Source organism: Neptunomonas concharum, from assembly GCF_008630635.1.
Lineage (GTDB): Bacteria > Pseudomonadota > Gammaproteobacteria > Pseudomonadales > Balneatricaceae > Neptunomonas > Neptunomonas concharum.
Genome location: NZ_CP043869.1, coordinates 1,730,247 through 1,752,697, shown reverse-complemented (window position 1 = coordinate 1,752,697; position 22,451 = coordinate 1,730,247). Strand labels below are relative to the sequence as shown.

General features: G+C 46.5%; 14 protein-coding genes and 2 pseudogenes. 5 read left to right on the top strand and 11 right to left on the bottom strand.

Features of this window, described 5'->3' with window-relative positions; genetic code table 11:
• Positions 1–34 precede the first annotated feature (34 nt).
• The 4 genes and pseudogenes from F0U83_RS08160 to F0U83_RS17395 all read right to left on the bottom strand — a co-directional run.
• A complete protein-coding gene (locus F0U83_RS08160; protein WP_138987302.1) occupies positions 35–1,456 on the bottom strand; it encodes a sensor histidine kinase in 1,422 nt (473 codons plus the stop codon).
• Positions 1,450–1,635 (bottom strand): winged helix-turn-helix domain-containing protein, encoded by a 186-nt coding sequence (locus F0U83_RS17405; protein WP_420813355.1) that lies wholly within the window; start codon positions 1,633–1,635, stop codon positions 1,450–1,452. The genes F0U83_RS08160 and F0U83_RS17405 overlap by 7 nt, the downstream gene beginning before the upstream one ends.
• Positions 1,636–1,796: 161 nt before the next feature.
• Positions 1,797–1,899, bottom strand: a pseudogene (locus F0U83_RS17400) (DNA-binding response regulator); the annotation flags it as partial.
• A pseudogene (locus F0U83_RS17395) lies at positions 1,879–2,181 on the bottom strand (response regulator); the annotation flags it as partial. The pseudogenes F0U83_RS17400 and F0U83_RS17395, both read right to left, overlap by 21 nt.
• A gap of 170 nt (positions 2,182–2,351) precedes the next feature.
• On the opposite strand from F0U83_RS17395, the gene F0U83_RS08150 reads away from it, so the two are divergent.
• Positions 2,352–3,833 carry an alginate export family protein gene (locus F0U83_RS08150; protein WP_138987300.1) on the top strand — a complete coding sequence of 494 codons (1,482 nt, stop codon included), beginning with the start codon at positions 2,352–2,354 and terminating at the stop codon, positions 3,831–3,833.
• Entirely contained in the window at positions 3,814–5,136 is a 1,323-nt protein-coding gene (locus F0U83_RS08145; protein WP_138987299.1) for a serine hydrolase domain-containing protein, read from the top strand. Before F0U83_RS08150 ends, F0U83_RS08145 begins: the two co-directional genes overlap by 20 nt.
• A gap of 21 nt (positions 5,137–5,157) precedes the next feature.
• Here F0U83_RS08145 and F0U83_RS08140 read toward each other — a convergent pair whose 3' ends face one another.
• A complete protein-coding gene (locus F0U83_RS08140; RefSeq protein WP_246077711.1) occupies positions 5,158–5,922 on the bottom strand; it encodes a substrate-binding periplasmic protein in 765 nt (254 codons plus the stop codon).
• Positions 5,923–5,983: 61 nt separating this feature from the next.
• Between F0U83_RS08140 and F0U83_RS08135 the strand changes: the two genes are divergently transcribed.
• The gene (locus F0U83_RS08135; protein WP_138987298.1) at positions 5,984–9,055 is read left to right on the top strand and encodes an AraC family transcriptional regulator ligand-binding domain-containing protein; all 3,072 of its coding nucleotides are present in this window, start codon (positions 5,984–5,986) and stop codon (positions 9,053–9,055) included.
• Between the two features lie 42 nt (positions 9,056–9,097).
• Positions 9,098–10,153 carry a response regulator gene (locus F0U83_RS08130; protein WP_138987297.1) on the top strand — a complete coding sequence of 352 codons (1,056 nt, stop codon included), beginning with the start codon at positions 9,098–9,100 and terminating at the stop codon, positions 10,151–10,153.
• Positions 10,154–10,191: 38 nt separating this feature from the next.
• Here the strand turns inward: F0U83_RS08130 and F0U83_RS08125 are convergent, their stop codons facing one another.
• The 5 genes from F0U83_RS08125 to F0U83_RS08105 all read right to left on the bottom strand — a co-directional run bounded on the left by F0U83_RS08125 (position 10,192) and on the right by F0U83_RS08105 (position 19,476).
• Complete coding sequence (locus tag F0U83_RS08125; protein ID WP_138987296.1) at positions 10,192–10,395, bottom strand: hypothetical protein; 204 nt, start codon at positions 10,393–10,395, stop codon at positions 10,192–10,194.
• Between the two features lie 71 nt (positions 10,396–10,466).
• The gene (locus tag F0U83_RS08120) at positions 10,467–15,260 is read right to left on the bottom strand and encodes an NAD-glutamate dehydrogenase (protein ID WP_138987295.1); all 4,794 of its coding nucleotides are present in this window, start codon (positions 15,258–15,260) and stop codon (positions 10,467–10,469) included.
• Between the two features lie 42 nt (positions 15,261–15,302).
• Entirely contained in the window at positions 15,303–15,734 is a 432-nt protein-coding gene (locus F0U83_RS08115; protein WP_138987294.1) for a universal stress protein, read from the bottom strand.
• Positions 15,735–15,792: 58 nt separating this feature from the next.
• Positions 15,793–18,411, bottom strand: a complete 2,619-nt coding sequence (locus F0U83_RS08110) for a TRAP transporter permease (RefSeq protein WP_138987293.1) — start codon at positions 18,409–18,411, stop codon at positions 15,793–15,795.
• Between the two features lie 72 nt (positions 18,412–18,483).
• Positions 18,484–19,476, bottom strand: coding sequence for a TAXI family TRAP transporter solute-binding subunit (locus F0U83_RS08105; protein ID WP_138987292.1), 993 nt, complete (start codon positions 19,474–19,476; stop codon positions 18,484–18,486).
• A 314-nt stretch (positions 19,477–19,790) separates the two neighbouring features.
• Between F0U83_RS08105 and F0U83_RS08100 the strand changes: the two genes are divergently transcribed.
• Entirely contained in the window at positions 19,791–21,371 is a 1,581-nt protein-coding gene (locus F0U83_RS08100) for a sensor histidine kinase (protein WP_138987291.1), read from the top strand.
• Here the strand turns inward: F0U83_RS08100 and F0U83_RS08095 are convergent, their stop codons facing one another.
• Positions 21,372–22,352, bottom strand: coding sequence for a TAXI family TRAP transporter solute-binding subunit (locus F0U83_RS08095; RefSeq protein WP_138987290.1), 981 nt, complete (start codon positions 22,350–22,352; stop codon positions 21,372–21,374).
• Positions 22,353–22,451 lie beyond the last annotated feature (99 nt).

The window sequence follows — 22,451 nt, the reverse complement described above, 5'->3', positions numbered from 1 at the left end:
ATCAAGCCAGCTTCGCGTAGCAAATTTACATTCTTTACAATTCGTTTATGTGCTCCAGTTCAGGAAAAAACAGGCAGATAGCAAACCCTTTATCAGGTAGGCTTCGCACCCAAAGCGCCCCTTGTAACTGCATTATTTGCTGACGGACAATGGGTAATCCTAATCCGCTGCCGCCATGACTTCGTGATCGCGACTTATCAACCCGGTAGAAAGGCTCAAAGATATGGTTCAACTCATTTAAGGCAACGCCCGGCCCTTGGTCCTGTACACAGATGAAAACACCTGGGTTTGACGATTGATGATCAACCACTGTAGTCCATTCAGAGGCGTTAAAACGGGATAGATCTGAGCCTTGATCGCCCTGCCATGCTGAAACATATACGCTATCATCCGAATAAAGCATGGCATTCCTGATGATATTTTCCATAGCTCTTGTCATACCAAAGGCTGACCCACAGCAGAGCATTAACTCAGGTTCGATAGCGGTCACTATCTCCCGATCTGAAAATTCGAAGTTAACATCGTCCAACACCATCGTGAGTAAATCAGAGACGGGTACAAGACCAAAAGAGTCTAAGCTGGCTGCTTCTGGTTCAATATCCCAGCGGGCTAACAACACTGCGTTATCAAGCAGGAGTTGCATCACTGAGATTTCATGCTCCAAGCGCTTGCGTCGTTCGGCATCGGGTAAATGGGAGGATAATAGTAAGCGAATACGTGTTAGTGGTGTCCGTATCTCATGGGACAGATCTCCGATGAGTTGTCGTTGGCTTTTTACCAGTTGCTGTATACGGCAAGCCATATTATCAAAGGTGTCAGCTAGCTCACTGAGTTCATCTCGTCGATTACCAAATAGCGGTCTTACTTGATAATCCAATGTTGCTGTAGCAAGTTGTTTAGAGGCTTCTTTGAGTGTGCGTAGTGGCCCAATAATATAGCGATACAAAAAATGCGTGAGTAGCAGTAAGGCTGATAAGGGGATCAGCATCGTCAGTATAAATTTTAAACTACCTAAAGAGGGCTTAGGATGCATGTGATCGGGCAAACGTACAACGAAGCTCGCTTGCACATTATTAAGTGGAATACCGATCAACACCTCATCCCAATGTGAGTGAACAGGCCAATCTAACTGCCGTTGAAAATTCAGTTTCCCCAGCAACTCTGGCGGTATAGTCAAGCCAGAGAGGGGTTGCAGTTGATGGGTTAGGACAAACGCTGCTACTTGCTGATCTTTATTCAAATAAGCCAGGTAATGCTCTAACTCATGATAATCGTTGGATGTAAGGTAAGACTCTGCTTTATCTGCCCATGTTTGTAACTGAGCCTGATGGGCGCTATCTATTAAAGTGAGGGATTGTGATATCCGATCATTAGCCCAGTACAATAAAGCAAATAGCAGTAGGCTACCTAATGCCACGCTGGCTATTAATACCCAGTAAAGTTTGCCTTTTACCACAGACGATAACCTTTACCCCGTATCGTAATCACCCATTCTTGAGTTGGGGCGCTGTCACGCAATTTGCTGCGCAAGTTACTGATATGAACATCCAGACTACGATCAAATCGAGCATAATTGCGCCGTAACACGGCTTGGTATAGGTATTCGCGGGAGTGGACTTCATCAGGCGATAACATTAAATACCAAAGAAGATCGAACTCTGCTGGCGTTAATGTCTCGATCTCAAACCTAGCAAAAGGACTTGTTAATTGCTGCTCAACATATACCCGACGAGCACGCTTATCGATTCTAAGGGGGCCAACCTTTAATTGGTGTGTTTCTAATACTTTCTCTTGATAACAGCGACGCAAAACAGCCTGAACTCTTAACAGCAGCTCTTCCATACAAAAGGGTTTAGGTAGATAGTCATCCGCACCATAATGTAAACCCGTTATACGATCTTGCTGCTGAGTGCATGCTGATATCACGATAACGGGGGTTCTCTCGCGCACGGCTTTGAGTTTCCGTAACAGCTCCAAGCCATGGAGTTGAGGCAACATCAAGTCCAGCAATATCATGTGGTAAGGATGTTTAAGTGCCTGCTCCAGACCTTGATCCCCGGCTATACAATGATCAACGCTGTAACCTTGAGCTGATAAACCGGATTTAATTAAGCTGCTAATCGTATCGTCATCTTCGACGAGAAGCAGTTGATACGACGGAGGGATGACTGTTGCATTCATATTATTAAATAGTAATCATTATCAATACTATTAATAATAACATATATGAGACAAGTGTTGCCTAAATATATTTAGCAGGCTGGCGCGGTGAATTTACAATTCGTATCTAACAGCGTAGGCTTCAACACTAAGAACCAAGAGCCACTCATGCTCTTCGTGGGAACTTTTATATGGATCAATTAGCTCACTATGGATCGTGTAACCTAACGGAAGACATCGTTCTCAAAAGCATACGAAATGCTAAGATTCGTTGTGCTAAACCTCGGTCGTTACTAACAGTCGCTGCCATCCTCGTATTTAACTCCCCTAGCTTTGCCCTAGCACAAAATACACAATGGCTTTCCCATTTCCAAGCTGGGGTGAATGCGGTCGCAGAGACCAACTTGTTCTGGAACTTCTCAGATCAAGTAGCGCCAGACGCAGGTTTTGACTCAGATACTGAGTGGTTAGAGTACTACGTAAAACCCGGTATCAGCTTTCAGTCCCCCACAGGGGGTGGCATATTCTACGGAAAACTTTCAGGGGTGTTTTCTTATACTCAAGGTACTGATGCCTATGATGCCAACGATACAGGCAGAGTGACATTAGAAGAAGCTTACCTTGGCTATCAACAACAACTTGAAAATAAAGCAGCCATCGATCTTTCCCTTGGCCCTAAGGAATTAAAACTTGGCTCAGGCATGCTGATTGCCAACGGTGGATCTAGCGGCTTTGAACGAGGCGCACTGAAATTTGGGCCTAGAAAAGCATGGGATACGGCTGCAATCGGGCAGTTCAAGCATGCTCATACAACCGGCACATTGTTTTATATTAGCCCCAATGAGTTGTCGTCTAACGATAGTAACAATCGCTTAGCAGGGTTTGATTTTCGTCATCAAACTTCAATCGTTGATTATGCAGGGCTAAGTTACATTAAGGTTTTGGAGTCGCAATCTCCATATGCTCAAGCGGCTTTCGGTGGTGTTGGCGCTCCAACTATTTTACCGGGAGCGCGTGAAGGCACAAACGCGCTTAACATCTATGCGCTGAACTCTTCTATGGGGAATAATCAGAACTTAATGTTTAGTGCCGATATTGCCTATGAATGGAATGACCGCATAGACCTGAGTGCTTGGGCAGGAAGACTCCAAACGGGATATGCGTTCAAAGATCTAGCTTGGTCGCCTCTTCTAATCTTGTCTTATCAAACTTTCTCAGGTGATGACCCTGATACTGATAAGCTAGAGCGGTTTGATCCCCTATATTATGAAGGCTCCCCGAGCGCATGGGCGACAGGATCTAAATCATCCATGACGTTCATTAACTCAAATGTCCAAGCCTATAACGTTGCTTTGCGTATTCAGCCATCAAAACAGGATACACTGACACTGCGGTACTCCCATATTCGTGCAAATGAGCTGAGGAGCCCTATTCAATTCGGGCAGGCCACGCGTGTAGAAACCGTTGGTAATAGCTCAAATGTTATTTCTGGCGTCACCCACGCACATTTATCGGACGATCTTTTTCTGGAGTACAACCGTATTGTTTCCCAGAATATTTTTTTAACGGCTGGTTTGAGTGTTTCTTTTCCAGGTAAAGGAATAAGAGACACCTTTGGTGGTTATGTGCCTAATTGGACAGGAGGATTTGTCAATGTTGTCGTTAACTACTAGAAGATTACTGGCTTTTTGTGGGGTGACATTAGTCTGCACCACTTCGGCGCTTGCCCAATCAAAACCAGGCGCATTGACTGCCGCTGACTCAGACCCTGTTACGTTGGGTTGGATGAACGGTTTCCCCCCCTCTCCTGATAAATTAATCATGCAGCCTGACTCCAACTTTTTTAGCTTCCCTAAAATGCGATGGAGTGTCTGTCATCTACGTGAGCTACTGCCAACAGAGCAGGTTAGCCGAGGCTTAGGAGCCCCTATTCCGTTGGAGTATGCACTTGATGGTTCAATAGATGCTGTTTCTTTCTTGCCCATTGGAAGTGACTCTGCAATAACGTGGGAAGCATCTTTGGCCAAGAATTACACTGATGGCATCCTTATCATGCATAAAGGAAAAGTTGTCTATGAGTACTATTCTGGCTGCTTGAGTGATGCGGGAAAACATGCCGCAATGTCGATGACAAAATCAGCTACAGGGCTTTTAGCTGAGATTTTAGTGGCAGAAGGTGCCCTTGATGACACAGCAAGGGTATCTGACATTATCCCTGAACTATCCAGCAGTGCTTTTGGTTCTGCTTCGGTCCGCCAAGTCATGGATATGGTGACAGGACTTGCCTACAGTGAAAACTATGCTGACCCTAAAGCCGATATTTGGGCATATAGTGCTGCGGCTAGTCCGCTCCCAAAACCCAAAAATTATACAGGACCTGTTGGTTACTTTGAGTATTTACAAACGGTAAAACCTGATGGGGAGCATGGGGATGCATTTCATTATAAAACGATAAACACGGATACATTGGGCTGGATCATCTCCCGAGTGACGGGTCAGGAGATTACCGAACTGCTTTCGGAACGAATCTGGAGCCGCATGGGCGCTGAGCAAGATGCCTATATGACAGTAGATGCCAAAGGCGTACCTTTTTCTGGAGGCGGTCTGAGCGCGGGGCTTCGCGATATGGCGCGTTTTGGGCAGCTAGTTCTCAATAAAGGTATGATCAATGGGAAACGTTTATTCCCCAAAGCTGTTATAGAGCATATTCAACAAGGTGGAGATAAAGCCGCTTTCGAGAAAGCAGGATACCAATATCTCCCTGGGGGTAGTTATCGAAGTATGTGGTGGGTGTTCCACAACGCACACGGTGCTTTTGCAGCTCGCGGCGTACATGGCCAGACTGTTTATGTTGACCCTACCGCTGAGATGGTTATTGTGCGCTTCGCCTCGCACCCTAATGCGGGCAACGCCGCTATTGATCCAACTTCCCTTCCTGCCTATCAAGCTGTGGCAGAGCATCTATTGAAAAAGTAACGGGAGAGATCATATGGTGTGTTATTTACCTGTACCACAAAGGTATTTGCACACCAATTCTTCCAACTTACCCTCCTCTTCTAACCGCTTGATGCTGTTATTCATTAGGGGTAATAGCGCGCCTTTATTTCGGTGCAGCCTAAACGTTACTGGTTTACTCGCGTACGGAAGCGAGGTTTTGTAGTTCAGGTTTTCAGAGTGCTGATAATGTAAAGCAACAGCCTCTTTCATTAAGCCGATATCGTTCCAGCCGCGGTGTACCCGTTGTGCAATCTGCCATTCATTTGTGAGATCCTCTCGAATAAGATAGTAAGGCACGCTAGTCCCTCTGACCGTTGCAACGCGCTGCCCTTCCAAATCTCTCAGGATAAAGACCGGAAAAGATAACTCAGGACGATAGATAATTACCTCATTAATGACACTAAACGGACGGCTATAGCGGGAGACCTCCTTTAAAGCGGAATCTTCGGGTTCGTTCATTGGAACCCCCATCTCAATATCCAATTTGCCTACCGTGAAATGGCGCCTGATGCGTGCTTGGGAAAGCGGGATAAATTCGAGATCAACCTGTAAGTCTTTGGCAATAAGCCGCAAGGTGTCTGGATAGATACCTTGATACTCCCCCCTATCATCTAGCCAAAAAAATGGCTTCTGACCGGGTGTCGGAACCCCTACTTTTAAAGTCGTGGGTAGATTGGCAGCTTCTACATTGAGACCATAGGCAAGTAGCAAGCTTACCAAAACCGACATTAATACATTGAGAAAATAAGTGGCACGCAAGGACATATTTTTACAGGGCTCTGTGATAATCTTGTGTCAGAACTCAAAGGATAGTACTACTCTTCCCATGCCAATGACTACCGCTTCTGCCAAACTGCTTGAACCTGTGATGCATCTGGCCCAACACTACCGGCTCGCACCAGCACGGATATTGGAGGCAGCATCGCTGTCGCAAAGCGATTATAGCAAACCGGGGGTGCGTTTTCCGACACAACGCTATGCCGATGTATTGAACCTCTTGGTAGAGGCATCAAATAACCCTCATATTGCACTCAGCCTAGCCGAGGCTACCCAACCAAGGATGTTGGGCTCTATCGGTTTTCTGATGTCCACATCAGCGACATTGGGCAAAGCTTATCAAACGTTGATTGATTACCTTCCCCTTCTGATGGAGGGTGCTGTGCTTCAGATGGAGCCGGTGAGTGATGGTGTGCTTCTAACATTAGAGCTAAATCACCCCCAACTGCAGCCGGTTGAATACCTACTTGGCTGTTTAATCAACTGGTCTCGCTGGCTGACCGGGCAGCAAATTCCTGCTTGCTGTGTTCGTTTTGCGTTTCCTGAGCCTCAGGATATCCAGCCATACCAACGCTTTTTTGCGGCAGAAGTTGAATCTAATGCCCTCAGAAATCAGTTGTTATTACCCTCCGACTATCTTTCGTTGGCGTGCCTGGAAGCTAATGAGGAGATGCATCAACTGCATTTAGAGTTTGCAGACTCCTTGCTCAGTAAGATGAATCAGCAAGGGGCGCTCATTGCACAAACACGCAATTTGATTCGCCGTCAATTAAATGAAGGTGGCGGAACGGTCAGGCGCGACGAGGTGGCCGAAACGCTGGGTATGAGCTTACGTACTTTGCAGCGCAAGTTAGGTATTTTGGGTACCAGCTTTCAAGATGTATATGACGTAACACGCCGCGATGTCGCTTTACAGTTGATTCAGCGGGGGCAAATGAGCTTTGGCGAAATTGCTTTCCAGTTAGGCTTTTCAAACCAGTCCGCTTTTCAAAAAGCGTTTAAACGTTGGATGGGGGTTGCCCCTAGCCTGTACCGGCAACAGGTCAACCCTATCTCGTTGGTTGTGCCTGACGCTCTGCTACCGGATCACATAACAGAACAGGTGCTGAATGTATCCGATATTAGTGAAGAAACGATTGATCAACGCCTGTCATCCATCAATGACTTCTCATTATCATTGCTAGAATGGGCTGCATTGTTAGGCGAGTGCTTTGATTTACAAAGCTTATCTGAGATCACACATAACCCTGTAGCACGTTTGGCGATCCATCTTTGGCCTGTTGAACAACAAGGTCTTATTCAGCAGGTAAAATCCTCAGCGGATGATGTCGGACGCTATCGATTTAACCACCCTGATATTCTTGCTCGTATCATACAACGTCTAAACAAGCAGCAACGCGAAGACAAACATCGCACAATGGGTGAGCGATTACTCAACGTACTGCAAGATAACCCCATCACTAGCGATTCACTCCCGTTGGTTGAAACCTGTTTACATCATCTTAATGCGCTCGCACTTAAGCCTTCAGACCCATTATTTGAACAAGTCACTGGCCTGAATCTTCGAGCTTCTGAATTGGCAGAAGCGCTGCATAAGTTTAAAAAGTCTGCTAACTATCTTTCCTATCTTATTGAATGTAATGAAAAAGAAGAGTGCTTTGCATCAAGTTCTAAGCGAGAGTCACTGCTATCTCATCAAGCTCATTTATGGTTTCGTGCAGGCGAGATAGATAAAGCTCAGGTATGCTTAAATAAGTTAAAGGAGGCCAATACATTACCGGCATTAGCGCAGCGTGCCTTGTTATTGGCTCAGATTCATCAACAACAGAACAACCCTGAGGAAGCACTGTCGCTTCTGATGCAGGCTTTAGCTGATATCGACCAACCGCTGCCTAGCACAGCCAAAACTCAACTCCCTTATCTACTGACACAATTGGATGCCATTAGCGTACGTTTTAATGGAGAAGCGTTACAAAGATTAGCGGTTGAAGTGGCACCTGATGAGCTTTTTAGACTCTCCCTTTTAGAACAGATTCTATTGATGGCTACACAATCAGGCCAACCCCTTCTCGCTGCTTGCGCTGCGGGAAGAATGACTCAGCTTAGTTTGGAGCAAGGGCGATCTAGTCTAACGCCTTTTGCGTTTATTAGTTATGCCTGGGTGGCCTCATGGGTTTGTGGGGATTACCCGTTAGCACGGTTATTTGCCGCTCAAGGTGTACAACTTGCTAACCGTTATGGCGGCCTCAATCATCCGTCTGGTGGTGATCCAGATGAAGCCGCCCTTCATGCGATGCTGCTCTATGCAAGTCGTGTTCAGCACTGGTTAGCGCCATTAGATGAGATACGTCACCATGTTGAAAAATTAGCGCTGCTGGCACGGGAAAACCAATTTCCAACGGTGTTGCAGGAATGCAATTTATTGCATTATCAATTACGTTTACTTGGCGCAGAATCGCTAGAAACTATCGGTGTTGATAGGGATAACGCCTCATCAGCAGCTTTATCAGGTATTCTTGATCTCCCCGCGTATTTACTAGGCCATAAGGCACCATCTGAGCCAGATACCCTTGAGTATCAAAACGGTTGGCAAGCAATGAGCCACGTGATTGCCGCCCTACTGCTTGATCAGCAGTGCTATTGGAATACTTTCTACTTGTGGGAAGGGCGTGTAGAAAACGAAATGTCTGGTTATTTCAGTGTCAGTGAGCTGCTTTTTTGTACAGCGATGATGCGATTGATTCAAGGGCATCAGAATAATGGCTTGGGGCCAAGGCGCAAACTGGAGGTGGAACAGATTTTGTCCCGCTTTGAACTTTGGCGTGCTGAATCTCCTGATAACTTTAGTTTTCACTACAGCTTATTGGTAGCAGAAAATGCCCGCTTGCAAGGAGACAGCCCAACGCTAGCTTTCGAAGAAGCTATTCTGATGGCAGAGAAGCAAGAGGGGCTATTTCATAAAGCATTGGCTTATGAACGTTATGGTGACTACCTACACGTGGCACAGCAGAGACGTTTAGCGCGCTTTTGTACAGAAGAGGCACTTACCCTTTATCGTGATTGGGGCGCTTCTGAAAAAGTGAAACAACTGGAATACAAACGTGTTTTACTGGCAGAATAGCCCTGCTAATGATAACTATAAAACTTATAAAATGAAGCACATATGGCAACCTGGAAGATACTTGTTGTAGATGATGAAGAGGGCATTCATGGCATTACGCGCATGATATTTCGCGGCTATGAATTTGAGCAACGCCCTATTGAACTGATCAGCGCCATGAGTGGTGCAGAAGCCCGGCAAAAGCTGCTTGAGCACACTGATATAGCCTTGGTGTTGTTAGATGTCGTGATGGAGACCGATCATGCGGGGCTACAGTTAGTTGAGCATATCCGTGGCGAGCTAAATAACCATGATGTGCGTATCATTCTACGCACCGGACACCCCGGTTATGCGCCCGAAGCTCAGGTAATTGTCAATTACGATATCAACGATTATCTGAGCAAGGCTGAACTATCGGCCTCGCGGTTACTGACTTCTGTGGTTGTGGCTTTGCGCTCTTATCGGGATATACGCAATGCACGCATCCAGCAGAGTAGTTCATCAGCTTTGTTACCAACCGCTCATCATGACGGTGTGCTTACCGAATCGATACAAGAGCGACTATCCCCTCTTCTTCGCCAGTCTCAGCGGCTTGAGCAGATGAGCCTAAACCCAGTTGCCAAAGATGCCGTAACGAATTTAAGCGCGGCTATCGATCGTTTAGCGGCCTTACTTGACTTAGCGAACACCCCTGCGAGCAGTCCAGAGCGTACCCGCTTTAGCCCCTCTCAACTAATGGATGATATCCTCGGACTATTTTTACCCGAGAGTCGCCAAAACGGCTGGTTGCTGGACTATGTGTTAGACCCAAGCTTAGCCACATCGATTGAGGGCAATTACACGCAGTTAAGGTGCTTGATAGTTGGCATAGTCGAATTAGCGTTACTCAGTGCCGATGGTAATGATTTACGCATTATGATATCACCTGATGATGAGGGTAGCTGGCGTGTTTCTTTGGAGCTAACCTCTGGGCACCCTGTATTCTCTCAACAGAGATGGGCTGATCAATTACAGTACTACATTACTCAATCTATTTCACAAAACGGACTGCCCCAAGGGATTGAGCATATATTAAGTGTGGATGACCAAGGGGCCATCCACTGCAAAGTGCCGGTATAGTAAACCGTCCGGTACTTCTACCGCTTAATCATTTACGTTTAAGCTTGATCCGCTATTTGAACATCGATCCACGCTTGCGCTTTTTGCTTATCCCGAGCAAAGAACACAACCCGTGGGATCGGTGCTTGTACCCCATGGAAGCCGATCTCGTAGCGGTAAACCCACCAACTGTTCTCGTCCACTTCTCTGATTTTAAAAACGCTACGCTGAGCCGAAAAAGCCTGAAAGTTTGCTGTACTCATGGTCCTACATTATCCAATGGTTGGAGTGTTTAAATGAAGCAGCGGCCTTAACCACTGCTCCAATATTTTCGTTAAATATCATTTGCCAGTGCTTGCAGCTCGCGAATAGCAACTGTGTAGATAGCAAAGTCTTGCTGGCCGCTATTACTGATCTCGTTGAGCAGTGATTGCCAACGATCCATTAATAACGATTTACCAGACAACCAGCTTTCAAGCAGTACTTCAGGCTCTGCTTGGGCATCATCGACATTCAATACGTTCTCAGTGATCGACTGTTGATGATTGGTAAGATCTTCCCTAAAGCTGTCTCTTGCCATTGTTTCCCAATGGCTTACCGCTTCAATCTCTTTCATCTGTAGGTCAAACCAATAGAGTTTGAGGCGATCGCCTAAGCGGAAATGGACCTGAGCAACCCGTTGCAGTGGTTGGCTGGTACGATCTGCCGCTTGAATAATACTTAGCAGGGAATAGAGATTGTCAGCACCGGCAATAGACGCTGCCAAACTCGCTGGAACTCCGGCATTAATCAGTTGCTGCTGTTTTTCGCTCCAGCGCTCTTGGGCTTCGCCACTGAGCAATTCATCCCACTGCTGTGTGATCAGCTCAACAGCTGGACGGAATTGGCTGACAAGCGCGCCAATATCACCACTTTGTTGGTGGTGACGTAAGAACCATTGAGTCGCACGGCGTACAACACGAATCAGATCGGCCATCATCTGTTGTTGTAATCCGGAGTCTATTTGGTTATCGAGCGCTTCGATTTGAGAGCGTAGCGTGTCGATATCAAATACGTCCCTTGCGATCACCCAAGCCGCTGCAATATCAGCAAACGCATATCCGCTCACTTGGCTAAGTCGCTCAGCAAAGGTAATCCCCATGCTGTTAACCATACCGTTAGCCAGTTGGGTTGCGATTATTTCTTTGTGCAAACGGTGTTGGCTGATCTCTGCAGGATAGGTGTCGACCAACTTGGCAGGAAATGCTGTTTTGATCTCTTGGCTTAAATAAACATCATCCGTGATCCATGAGTTGCTCAAGGATTCTTTTAGCTCCATTTTTACATAGGAGATCAGTACCGAAAGCTCGGGGCGTGTCAGCCCAGCGTTATTACTTTTTCGCTCCTGTAACTGGTCATCACCTGGTAAGAATTCAAGCTCACGATTTAGTTTACCAACGCTCTCTAACCTGCTGATTAATCTAATGTATTCATCTATAGATTTTCGAGCATGTTGGAGCGATATACTAATCGCCTGCGCTTGTTGGTAGTTATTGTTTAATACCAATTCGGCGACTTCATCAGTCATTTCCCGCAGTAAAGCGTTACGGTGCTTGACGGTTAAATCTCCGTTCGCTACCACTTCATTGAGCAGGATTTTGATATTTACCTCATGGTCGGAGCAATCCACACCACCGGCGTTATCAATAAAGTCGGTATTAGACTTGCCACCCTTAGCGCAAAATTCGATACGGCCTAATTGAGTAAAGCCTAAATTACCGCCCTCACCCAATACTTTACAGCGTAAGTCGTTACCATTAACGCGTAAACTATCGTTGGCTTTATCGCCCACATCACTGTGACTTTCATGGCTGGCTTTAACATAGGTGCCAATACCGCCGTTCCAGATCAGATCGACAGGCGCTTTGAGTAATGCGCTGATCAGATCATTCGGAGATAGACGGTCTTCAGTGATACCAAACCGGACTTTCATCTGAGACGAGATCTCAAGCCATTTAGCTGCCCGGGAGAAAATACCACCGCCGCTTGAGATTAGATCGGCGCTGTAATCTTCCCAGCTGGAGCGTGGTAGATTGAACAGGCGTTGGCGCTCAGCAAAGCTGCTTGCCGCATCAGGGTTAGGATCGATAAAGATATGCAGGTGGTTAAAGGCAGCACAAAGCTGAATATGCTCGGATAGCAACATGCCGTTACCAAACACATCCCCTGCCATATCACCTATACCAATAACGGTAAAATCTTGAGTTTGAGTATCAATGCCTAATTCACGGAAATGCAGTTTGACCGACTCCCAAGCACCGCGGGCGGTAATACCCATACCTTTATGGTCATAACCTTGTGACCCACCGGAGGCGAAAGCATCACCCAACCAGAAACCACGAGACTCGGCAATGGAGTTGGCAATATCTGAGAAAGTCGCGGTACCTTTGTCAGCCGCTACCACGAAGTAAGGATCATCTTCATCATGACGAACGACATCAACCGGTGGTACAACCTCACCGGCAACCAAGTTATCCGTTACATCCAGCAAAGCGCTGATAAAGATTTTATAGCTGGCAATCCCCTCTTCCAGCCAAGCCTCACGGCCACCGCTGGTGGGTAACTTCTTAGCAACAAAGCCACCTTTTGCCCCAACAGGCACAATGACTGAGTTTTTAACCTGCTGCGCTTTTACTAAGCCTAGTACTTCGGTTCGGTAATCTTCTAATCGATCTGACCAGCGTAGACCACCACGAGCCACCTTGCCGCCACGTAGATGTACCCCTTCAACCCTTGCGGAGTACACAAAGATCTCAAACATCGGTTTAGGGAGTGGCATACCCGGTATGGCGCGCGGATTAAGCTTGAAGGCAAAATACTCTTTGTATTCACCCTCAGCGTCTCGTGTAAAAAAGCTGGTGCGTAACGTGGCTTTAATCAGATCAAGGAAGCGGCGCAGAATCTGATCTTCGTTGAGATTATCCACCTTATCCAAGGCCTCAACAATACTGTTTTCTAAACGACTCGCCAGTGCATTAACCTTTTCACTACCTTGTCGTTGTGGCTCAAAACGAGCACGGAAAAGCGCCACCAACAAACGGGTGATATATATATGACGGGCCAGTGTTCCAGCGATATAAGGCTGGGAGAAACCTGCACGGATCTGCTTACTATAGCGAGCATAAGCACGTAACATAGCCACTTCTCGCCAAGTCAGGTTGGCTCCAATCACTAGGTGGTTAAACTCATCGTTCTCGGCACGACCACTCCAGATGTTTGCAAAAGCATCTTGGAATACGTCTTTTACCTCATCCAGTACAACTGGCTCTTTACCCTGATAAATCAGCGTAAAATCATGGATCCAGAAGCTCTGTCCATCATTGCGTACCACCTCATAAGGATGCTCGCCTAATACCTGCATCCCTAAGTTTTCTAATACCGGAATCACATCAGAGAGAATCAAGGGGCGCGACTTACTAAAGAGCTTGAAGCGCAAAAGGTGCGATTCCTGTTCCAGTACGCGATAAAAGCTCATTGTCACCGGCGTTTCAGGGCTTAGTTCTTCTATACGCTGCACATCAAATACTGCGCTTTCAACTCTAAAGTGCTCACGATAAGCACTGGTAAAGCCGTTACGGTAGCTGCTTTGCAGGCGGTTACCTTGCTCTTCACCAAACGCTTCGGTCAAAGCGGCATGAAGCTCGTCTTTCCAGTCCCTTGAGATTTGGCTAACTTGATTTTCGAGTGCTGCAATATCGGGAATAAGCGGATTTTGCTGGTCAATTTTGACGACAAAGTGCACCCGCGCCAGTACTGACTCACTAAAGCGTGTCGTAAATTGAGATTCGCTTGCATTGCAGGCTTTTTCAAGGATCTCCTGCACTTGAATACGCAGTGCTGTGGAGTAAATATCACGCGGCACATAATATAAGAAATTGACAAACTGCTGGCAGCGATCTGTACGCATCAGTAGACGAACTTTGCGTCGATCTCTAATGCTGAAAATCCCAATCGTGGTATTCAGAAGCTGCTCTTCCGTGGATAAAAACAGCTCATCCCTTGGCAAATCATTCATGATTTGCAGAAGCTCTTTGCCATTATGGCTACGGCGCTCAAAGCCCGCTTTTGCCAGTACCGCCTGCGCTTTCTCATGAATCACAGGGATAGAAGATGCAGGTTCAGAGTAAACCGGTGAAGTGTACAAGCCGTGAAAACGGCGCTGGCCTACCAGCTGGCCTTGCTCATCAAAGCGGTTCAGGATTACACGATCTAAGTAAGCCGGACGATGCACCTTGGAGAAATGGGCGTCTTTAGCAAACACCAGCACTTCTTGTGACAGGTTTTCTTTCTCAGTAGCCGACAGCAGATTGTCTTGCTCACCTTTACGCTTTTTATAGAGCTTACTGATACCTAACGACGCTTTAGGGTCACGCTTGACGGTTTCCCCTTCAATGATCAGTTCATCGTACCCTAAGAATGTAAAACGATCATTAAGCATCCAACTTAAAAACTCGCTCACCTGCGAAGTGGTGTCACCATGAAGCTCATCTTGCATTGTACGCGCTTGATTTTGCATCGCTTCAAAATCAGCGACGGCAATATGCACCTGCTCCAGCACTTTCTGAATCGCTGTATGGATTACCTTGAGTTCTTGGCTATCACTGGTGCGATCCACTTCTAGATAGATGCTGGACTCATATTGGGAGGCATCACTGCTTTCATTGACTAGGTTTTGTAGGTTGCCTTGAGCGTCTCGTTCGACACGGAGAATAGCATTGTGAATCGTATGAATAACACGATCTCGGCGGTTTAGCTCCATTCGGATAGAATCCACAAGGAAAGGGATATCCGGCTGGAGGATTTCGATCACGGTGTGCTGCGCACGCCAGCCATGCTGCTCCAGATCAGGATTGTAGACACGAATCTTAGGTTGGTTATCCGGCAGTTTTTGTAAAAACTCCCAGCTCGCGATAGTAGCACCATAGAGGTTATCAGGGCTGCGCTCACTCAACTCCTCATAGGTTGAGGTCTGATAATACTGGCGAGCAAAGGAAGAGATTTGCTCTACAGCATCGGGTGACAACTTCTCCTTCAAACGTTGGTTTAAGGAGTCTAAAATTTCACAGTTATCATAAGATCGGTCAGGCATGGCTTTTTGTTTTTAAACCTGTAGGTTGGGTTTAGGTTAGGGTTAATTCTTAATCAATAGCACAGAACAACGAGAACGCTCTGCTACGCGCGCTGACACAGAGCCCAGCAAAAATTCATCCACTGGATTTCGATGGTGTGCAGACATAATAACGAGGTCGATCTGTTGTTTTTTAATGTACGCAACGATCTGCTCTGCGGGCGAGCCTTCATATACCTTGAGCACACTCTTTACGCCCTCAGGCACATGAGAGCTGGCATACTCTTTTAGTTTTTGAGCTAGCTCTTTCACCGCTTTTTTATGGGTACTCTCACTAAAGTAAGAAGCCACATAAGAGTTCGTAAAGCCCGGAACAATGGCAATCAAATGCAGTTCTGAATCTTGGTCATCCATCTCTCTTAAAGCCAAGGCCATCGCTTTCTCACTGAATGCCGGCTCATTTAGATCAACGGGTACAAGTACTTTTTTAAACATATTGTGTTCCTCTTGCGTCAGGCCAGCCATTTCAGGCCGGCCTGTCTACTCAATTGATTTAATTAGCCGATGCAGCGCTCAGTTGAGGGGTTGATCTTCGTCTTCTCTGCATAAAGACAATCAATGCCAATAACGCCAACGCAGGAAAATACATAAACTCTTTTGCCGGCTGCGATTGTGGAATTTCAACCGATGTTATGAGTTGATCAAATGCAAGACCTGCTTTTTCTGCTGGGCTGTCATACCCCACCATATCGATAATGGTTTTTCCGTTATTGGTAACCAGCTCGATGCCGGAAGAGAACAAGCGATCCTCACCATTACTGCCCTCACCTAATGGCAACAACGTTAAGAAAGAACGGTGATTACCCACGTCATCTTCCCCATCAATCCATAGGCGCAGCTCAGTTCCCTCTTCCATCTGACTTGCCATTTCGACCAGTTGCGCAGGCTCGATAGTCTGATGCGGCGGTACAACCCGATCCATCCAGAATCCAGGACGGAAGAGTGAAAATGCCACCAACAGCATTAAGACTGTTTCGTACCAACGATTGCGGGTGATAAAGAAGCCTTGTGTCGCTGCAGTAAAGATTAAGATAGCAACGGTAGAGATAATGAACACCTGAATGCCGCCAATCCAGCCGACATCAATCAATAGTAAGTCAGTATTGAAGATAAATAGGAATGGCAGTGCAGCCGTTCTCAAGCTATAGGCAAACGCAACAAACCCTGTACGGATAGGGTCTCCGCCAGAGACAGCCGCCGCGGCAAATGATGCCAAGCCCACAGGTGGTGTCACATCGGCCATAATGCCGAAGTAGAACACAAATAGATGCACAGCGATCAATGGCACGATCAGGCCAGACTCTTGACCTAATGAAACCACAACAGGCGCTAACAGTGAGGACACGACAATATAGTTAGCTGTTGTAGGCAAGCCCATGCCGAGTATCAGACTCAAAACCGCTGTTAGCATGAGCATCAGCAGAAGATTACCCATCGATAAGATTTCAACCAGATCAGCTAAAACCGATCCTACCCCTGTTTGGGAAACTGCACCGACAATGATGCCTGCGGTAGCGGTCGCGATGCCGATCCCGATCATGTTACGGGCACCAACAATTAGGCCGTCAACCAATTCATTAAAGCCACGGCGTAACTGATGCGCTAGCCCTGACTGACCACGGTAAAAAGAGATCAGAGGTCGTTGAGTGACCAGAATAAAGATCATCAAAACTGTAGCCCAGAAAGCCGATAAGCCGGGTGACAGACGCTCGATCATCAAACACCAGACCAACACGACAACCGGTAGCAAGAAGTGCAGGCCTGACTTAACGGTAGGCGCAACTTCTGGTAGCTCTAACATTGGTGCATTAGGGTCGTCTAATTTCAGGTCAGGCACTTTAGAGGCAAAGCGAATCAAATAAAGATACGTTGCAGCCAGTAAAGCGGCAATGATAAAGCCTGCCATTTCACCAAAGGTTGGTTTGATCCACCCGATGCCATAATACACCAGCGCTGCAATACCTGCGGTGACAATAAAACCACCGAGAATACCCATTAGGCGCAAGTGCCAAGGCTTGATAGCACCTCGACGAGGCAGGCCTTGCATGTCCATTTTCAGCGCTTCAAGGTGGACGATATAAACCAATGCAATATAGGAGATCAAAGCAGGCAAGAAAGCATGGGTAATGACTTCGACATAGGATATACCGACATATTCAACCATCAAGAAAGCCGCTGCCCCCATGACCGGTGGCATAATTTGCCCATTGACTGAGGATGCCACTTCTACCGCACCGGCCTTCTCCGAAGAAAAGCCCACACGCTTCATCATAGGGATTGTAAAAGTGCCCGTTGTCACTACGTTTGCGATAGATGAGCCTGAAATAAGGCCAGTCAGACCAGAAGAGACCACAGCGGCTTTTGCTGGCCCGCCACGCATATGGCCTAACAGCGAGAACGCAACCTGAATAAAGTAGTTACCCGCTCCTGCTTTATCCAATAGCGCACCAAATAAAACAAAGAGAAAGACAAAGTTAGAAGAAACACCAAGCGCAATACCAAAAACGCCTTCCGTCGTCAGCCATTGGTGGTTGACAAGCTCTTTCAGTGTAACGCCTTTGTGTGCAATGATCTCTGGCATGTATGGGCCAGCGATGGAATAAGTTAAAAAGACGATGGCCACAATCATTAACGGTGGGCCCAAAGTGCGTCGTGTTGCTTCCAACAACAGTAACAGCCCGGCAATAGCAACAACTAGATCTTGAGTATTAGGCAGTCCAGGACGGCTTGCCAGCTCTTCATAGAAGATAAAAATGTAGGTCGCACTAAAGGCCGCTGCAAAGGAAAGCACAATATCGTTGAGCGGGATATGGTGGCGTGGCGAGCTTGATAACGCAGGATAAGCGGTAAAGGCTAAGAATACAGCAAAGCCTAAATGGATAGCACGGACTTCGGTGTCGTTGAAAATGCCAAAACTGCCAATCAGTGGCCAGTCATAAAAAGGTAGTGGTGATGCTATCCACAATTGAAATAGTGACCAGCATAATGCGGCCAGAAGTAAAACCTTTCCCTGCCATCCATGGGGGATTCGCGCGCCAGTATCGGAGGCAGCGACCATCTCCTGTAGTTCTTGTTCGTTCAGAGGTGAATTCTTGTTTTGCAGGTTCGTCATACCCAGCTCCCAAAATACAATCAGGAAAATAAAGAAGGGATGCAAAAGCACCCCTTCTCAGTCAGGTCGGGATTACATCCAACCTTTTTCTTTGTAGTAACGAACAGCGCCATCATGCAGTGGTGCAGACAGACCGTTTTTAATCATCTCTTCAGGCTTCAGGTTAGCAAATGCTGGGTGTAATTTCTTGAAGCGATCGAAGTTCTCAAATACAGACTTAACAACAAGATAGACAACGTCAGCGTCAACTTTAGCTGAAGAAACCATCGTTGCAGCATTACCGAATGTGAGTACATCGTTGTCAGTACCGTTGTACATACCGCCTTTGATTACAGCCGGTGCGTAGTAATCGTTTTCAGCGATCAGTTTGTCGATCTCTGCGCCAGTCACCGGAATAACCTTCGCTTCGCACGATGTTGTCGCTTCTTTGATAGCACCTGATGGGTGACCAACAGAGTAGATCATAACGTCTAGTTTGTTATCACACAGCGCCTGAGCCTGCTCAGATGCTTTTAGCTCAGCAGCCAGCTTGAACGTATCATTCGTCCAACCTTTTTCAGCCATGATCACTTCCATTGTGCCACGTGTACCTGAACCTGGGTTATTCAAGTTAACACGCTTGCCGACTAGGTCGTCGAACGTTTCTACGCCTGAGTCAGCACGGGCAACAACGGTGAATGGCTCGTTATGAACCGAGAACAGCGCGCGCAGATCTTCAAATTTACCCTGCTCAACAAACGAATCATGTTTAGAACCGTGTAGAGCGTGGAACTGCCAGTCTGATTGCGCCATACCCATATCTTGCTGGCTTTGGCGAATAGCGTTGATGTTAGCAACAGAACCACCGGTTGATGGTGCTGTACATTTCACTCCGTGCTCTTCCGTGCCACGGTTAACCAGACGACAGATTGACTGACCTACAACGTAGTAAACACCTGTCTGACCACCGGTTCCGATGGTGACATAACGTTGATCAGCAGCGACAGCTGAAGCAGCACCGAAAGTCGTTGCCATAGCAACAGCGGATGAGAGAAGTGTAGTTGCGATTTTATGCTTAAAAGACATGGTAATCCTTCTTATCGTTATATTCCCGTCACGGGAGTTATCGAAGTGCGTTTACATCAGCTTTATGAGCGAGCTTTTAATTTCTTAAGTTAAAAGCCATATCACAAAAGCAGACCGTGCTTACAACATACGAGAAAGATAGCAAACCCTGTACCGCCTACCATGCCAATAAAACCTCCTAGCGTGCCAAAAGCGTTTTTTTTACTCCTGTAGCTGGGAATAAACGTTTATTTGTCACAAACCAGCCTGCAACACTTTTGATTCATAGCGGAGTTAGTATGATAGGTATTTGATTAATAGACTGAAGCACTACGATGAATCTCCCCTATTCATTTCGACAAATGCTTAGCCAAAAGCCGCTTGGCGTTAGGTTACTTGCCTCTATTCTCTTGTATAGCTCGGTGATCACGCTAGTCGCCACAGGCTTGCAGCTCTGGCTAGATTACCGTTACGAACTGTCTGCCGTGGATGAGCGCCTGACTCAAATTGAAGCCAGTTCATTAGATAGTCTAGCCAACAGTCTTTGGGAAATTAGTCCAGCACAAGTGCAGGTGCAGTTAAATGGCTTACAGCAACTACCTGATGTCAGATTCGTTGAGATCACCTCCCCTTTTGGGGATTACTACGCCGCTGGGTCGCGACCAACTGAAGGGTCTATTATTGAACGGCATTACCCACTGAACTACCTAAACAAGCAGCAAAATGTTACCCATGTCGGGGATCTAACTTTGATACTTACGCTGGATGAGATTTACCAGCGCCTTGCCGATAAAGTATTGGTTATTCTGACAACTCAGGGTATCAAAACTTTTCTGGTCTCCATTTTTATACTAGCGTTATTTAATCGCCTGATCACACAACACTTAGGCACCATGGCTGCTTATGCTCGACGATTAAAGTTGGATCAACTTGATACCCCACTGACATTAAAGCGCCACCAAAAGCATAAAGATGATGAATTAAGCCAAGTGGTAGATTCTATGAACAGTATGCGCCAGTCGATGCTAACGGATATGCAAAAGCGCCAAGAAGCCGAACGCTCTCTGGCTTCCTTGAATGCAGAACTGGAGCAGCGGGTTTCTGATCGTACTCGGGAACTGGAAGAACGTAACGAGGAGCTAAAACAAACATTAGATACGTTACAAGCTACCCAACAACAGCTCGTTGAGTCCAAAAAACTAGCTGCGCTGGGTGCACTCGTATCAGGTGTCGCCCATGAAATAAACACGCCCATTGGTATCGGTTTTACGGCGGCATCTTATTTAGCCGACCAAGCACAGTGGCACCAACAAACCAGAGCCGATGACCCTTTGGTCGCAACGGCTATAGAAAGTAGCCAGTTAATTTGTCAGAACTTAGAACGAGCCAACCAGCTGATTAGCGCCTTTAAATTGGTTTCTGTTGATCAATCCAGCGAGCAACGTAGGCCGTTTGATCTGATGCAATATCTTAATGAGATTTTAATATCACTAAAGCCCAGACTTAAACGTTGTCAGCCCGAGATCACTATTACTGGCCCAGAGCACTTGATGATTAATAGTTATCCCGGTAGCTATTATCAGGTGTTTAATAACCTGATTATTAATTCATTAATCCACGGATTTGAAAACCAACCAGGGGGCGAAATCACCATACAGTTATCACTACAAGGAGAGCAGCTGGTAATTGATTATCGGGATAACGGCGTTGGCGTTGCCGCTGACTGGCGCGAAAAATTATTCGAACCCTTCATGACGACAAAACGAAGTCAGGGTTGCAGTGGCTTAGGTATGCACATTACCTACAATATTGTCAGCCAGCTCTTACAAGGAACAATTGCATGTTTAGAGAGTCGCCAAGGCGCTCACTTTCGCTTAGAGCTGCCCATCACCTTAAAAGAAAACGACGCTGTATGATTATTCTTGAGGAATAAATTGATCGAGGCCTACTTCTTGATAATAGCGTAATGCCCCAGGGTGCAATGGCGCAGCTAATGGCTGAGACAACATCTCCTTCGGGGTCAACCCAGCAAATGCAGGATGCATCCGTTTGAAATCTTCAAATTGTGTAAATAAAGATTTCACAATGGCATAGGCGGTCTCCTCGGGCAAATCCGCTCGACTGAACAACGTAGCATTAACACTCACCGTGCGAATCTCTGTGTCTGATAAGCCGTATAGATCTCCCGAGATGGCACTTTTTGAGTACTTTGAGTTCTCTTCAGTCAAGGTAGTTATATCTTGATCAGACAGGCTCACCAATCGACTATTACAATCTCGAATAGCTTCTTTAATCGCGCCACTCGGATGCCCTACCATATACAATGTGGCATCTATATGACGATCACACAACGCCGCGGCCTGCTCTTCAGGTTCCAGCTCCAGCACAGCTGAAAAATCCTTAACGCTCCAATTTCGCCCCTCCATTAAAATCCCTAGCGTTTGGCGTTGGCTACTGCCGGTCTTTCCTATATTGATTCTTTTTCCCTTAAGATCATTAGAACTCTCTATATTCGCATCGTTATTGACTAACACAGAAAGGTATTCAGGATATAAGCTCACTAGCGTGGTTAGTCGATCACCTGCGGTCTTCTGCTTGTTAGACCGAACATCATGGTAAAGCTGTGCAGCCTCAGCAATTGCAACATCTAGTTCACCTTTGCTGACTTGTTCGAGATTGGCGATTGAACCCAGCGTATTACGTACTGCGCATCGAATTCCATGATCTTGTCGAGTTTGGTTGATAAGGCGGCATACAGCGCCCCCTGTAGGATAGTAGAGCCCCGTTGATCCGCCGGTTCCTAAGGTGATGATACGATTTTCTGCTAACGTCACGGCAGTCGTGCATAAACATCCAAACAAAATGCCCACTGACAGCGGGAAACGCCAATCTTTCATTATTCTTTTTTACTTCTTGGATAGGACGAAGGAGTCAGTAGAGGTTAATCGAAAAAGGTAATACTGTACACTCAGATAAGCATGAGACTTACCCTCGGT

Bases quoted from the DNA above. Each gene is read 5' to 3' on its own strand.
- F0U83_RS17405 (WP_420813355.1), bottom strand. From the start codon at position 1,635: ATGTTATCGCCTGATGAAGTCCACTCCCGCGAATACCTATACCAAGCC.
- F0U83_RS08150 (WP_138987300.1), top strand. From the start codon at position 2,352: ATGGATCAATTAGCTCACTATGGATCGTGTAACCTAACGGAAGACATC.
- F0U83_RS08145 (WP_138987299.1), top strand. From the start codon at position 3,814: ATGTTGTCGTTAACTACTAGAAGATTACTGGCTTTTTGTGGGGTGACA.
- F0U83_RS08140 (WP_246077711.1), bottom strand. From the start codon at position 5,922: ATGTCCTTGCGTGCCACTTATTTTCTCAATGTATTAATGTCGGTTTTG.
- F0U83_RS08135 (WP_138987298.1), top strand. From the start codon at position 5,984: ATGCCAATGACTACCGCTTCTGCCAAACTGCTTGAACCTGTGATGCAT.
- F0U83_RS08130 (WP_138987297.1), top strand. From the start codon at position 9,098: ATGGCAACCTGGAAGATACTTGTTGTAGATGATGAAGAGGGCATTCAT.
- F0U83_RS08125 (WP_138987296.1), bottom strand. From the start codon at position 10,395: ATGAGTACAGCAAACTTTCAGGCTTTTTCGGCTCAGCGTAGCGTTTTT.
- F0U83_RS08120 (WP_138987295.1), bottom strand. From the start codon at position 15,260: ATGCCTGACCGATCTTATGATAACTGTGAAATTTTAGACTCCTTAAAC.
- F0U83_RS08115 (WP_138987294.1), bottom strand. From the start codon at position 15,734: ATGTTTAAAAAAGTACTTGTACCCGTTGATCTAAATGAGCCGGCATTC.
- F0U83_RS08110 (WP_138987293.1), bottom strand. From the start codon at position 18,411: ATGACGAACCTGCAAAACAAGAATTCACCTCTGAACGAACAAGAACTA.
- F0U83_RS08105 (WP_138987292.1), bottom strand. From the start codon at position 19,476: ATGTCTTTTAAGCATAAAATCGCAACTACACTTCTCTCATCCGCTGTT.
- F0U83_RS08100 (WP_138987291.1), top strand. From the start codon at position 19,791: ATGAATCTCCCCTATTCATTTCGACAAATGCTTAGCCAAAAGCCGCTT.
- F0U83_RS08095 (WP_138987290.1), bottom strand. From the start codon at position 22,352: ATGAAAGATTGGCGTTTCCCGCTGTCAGTGGGCATTTTGTTTGGATGT.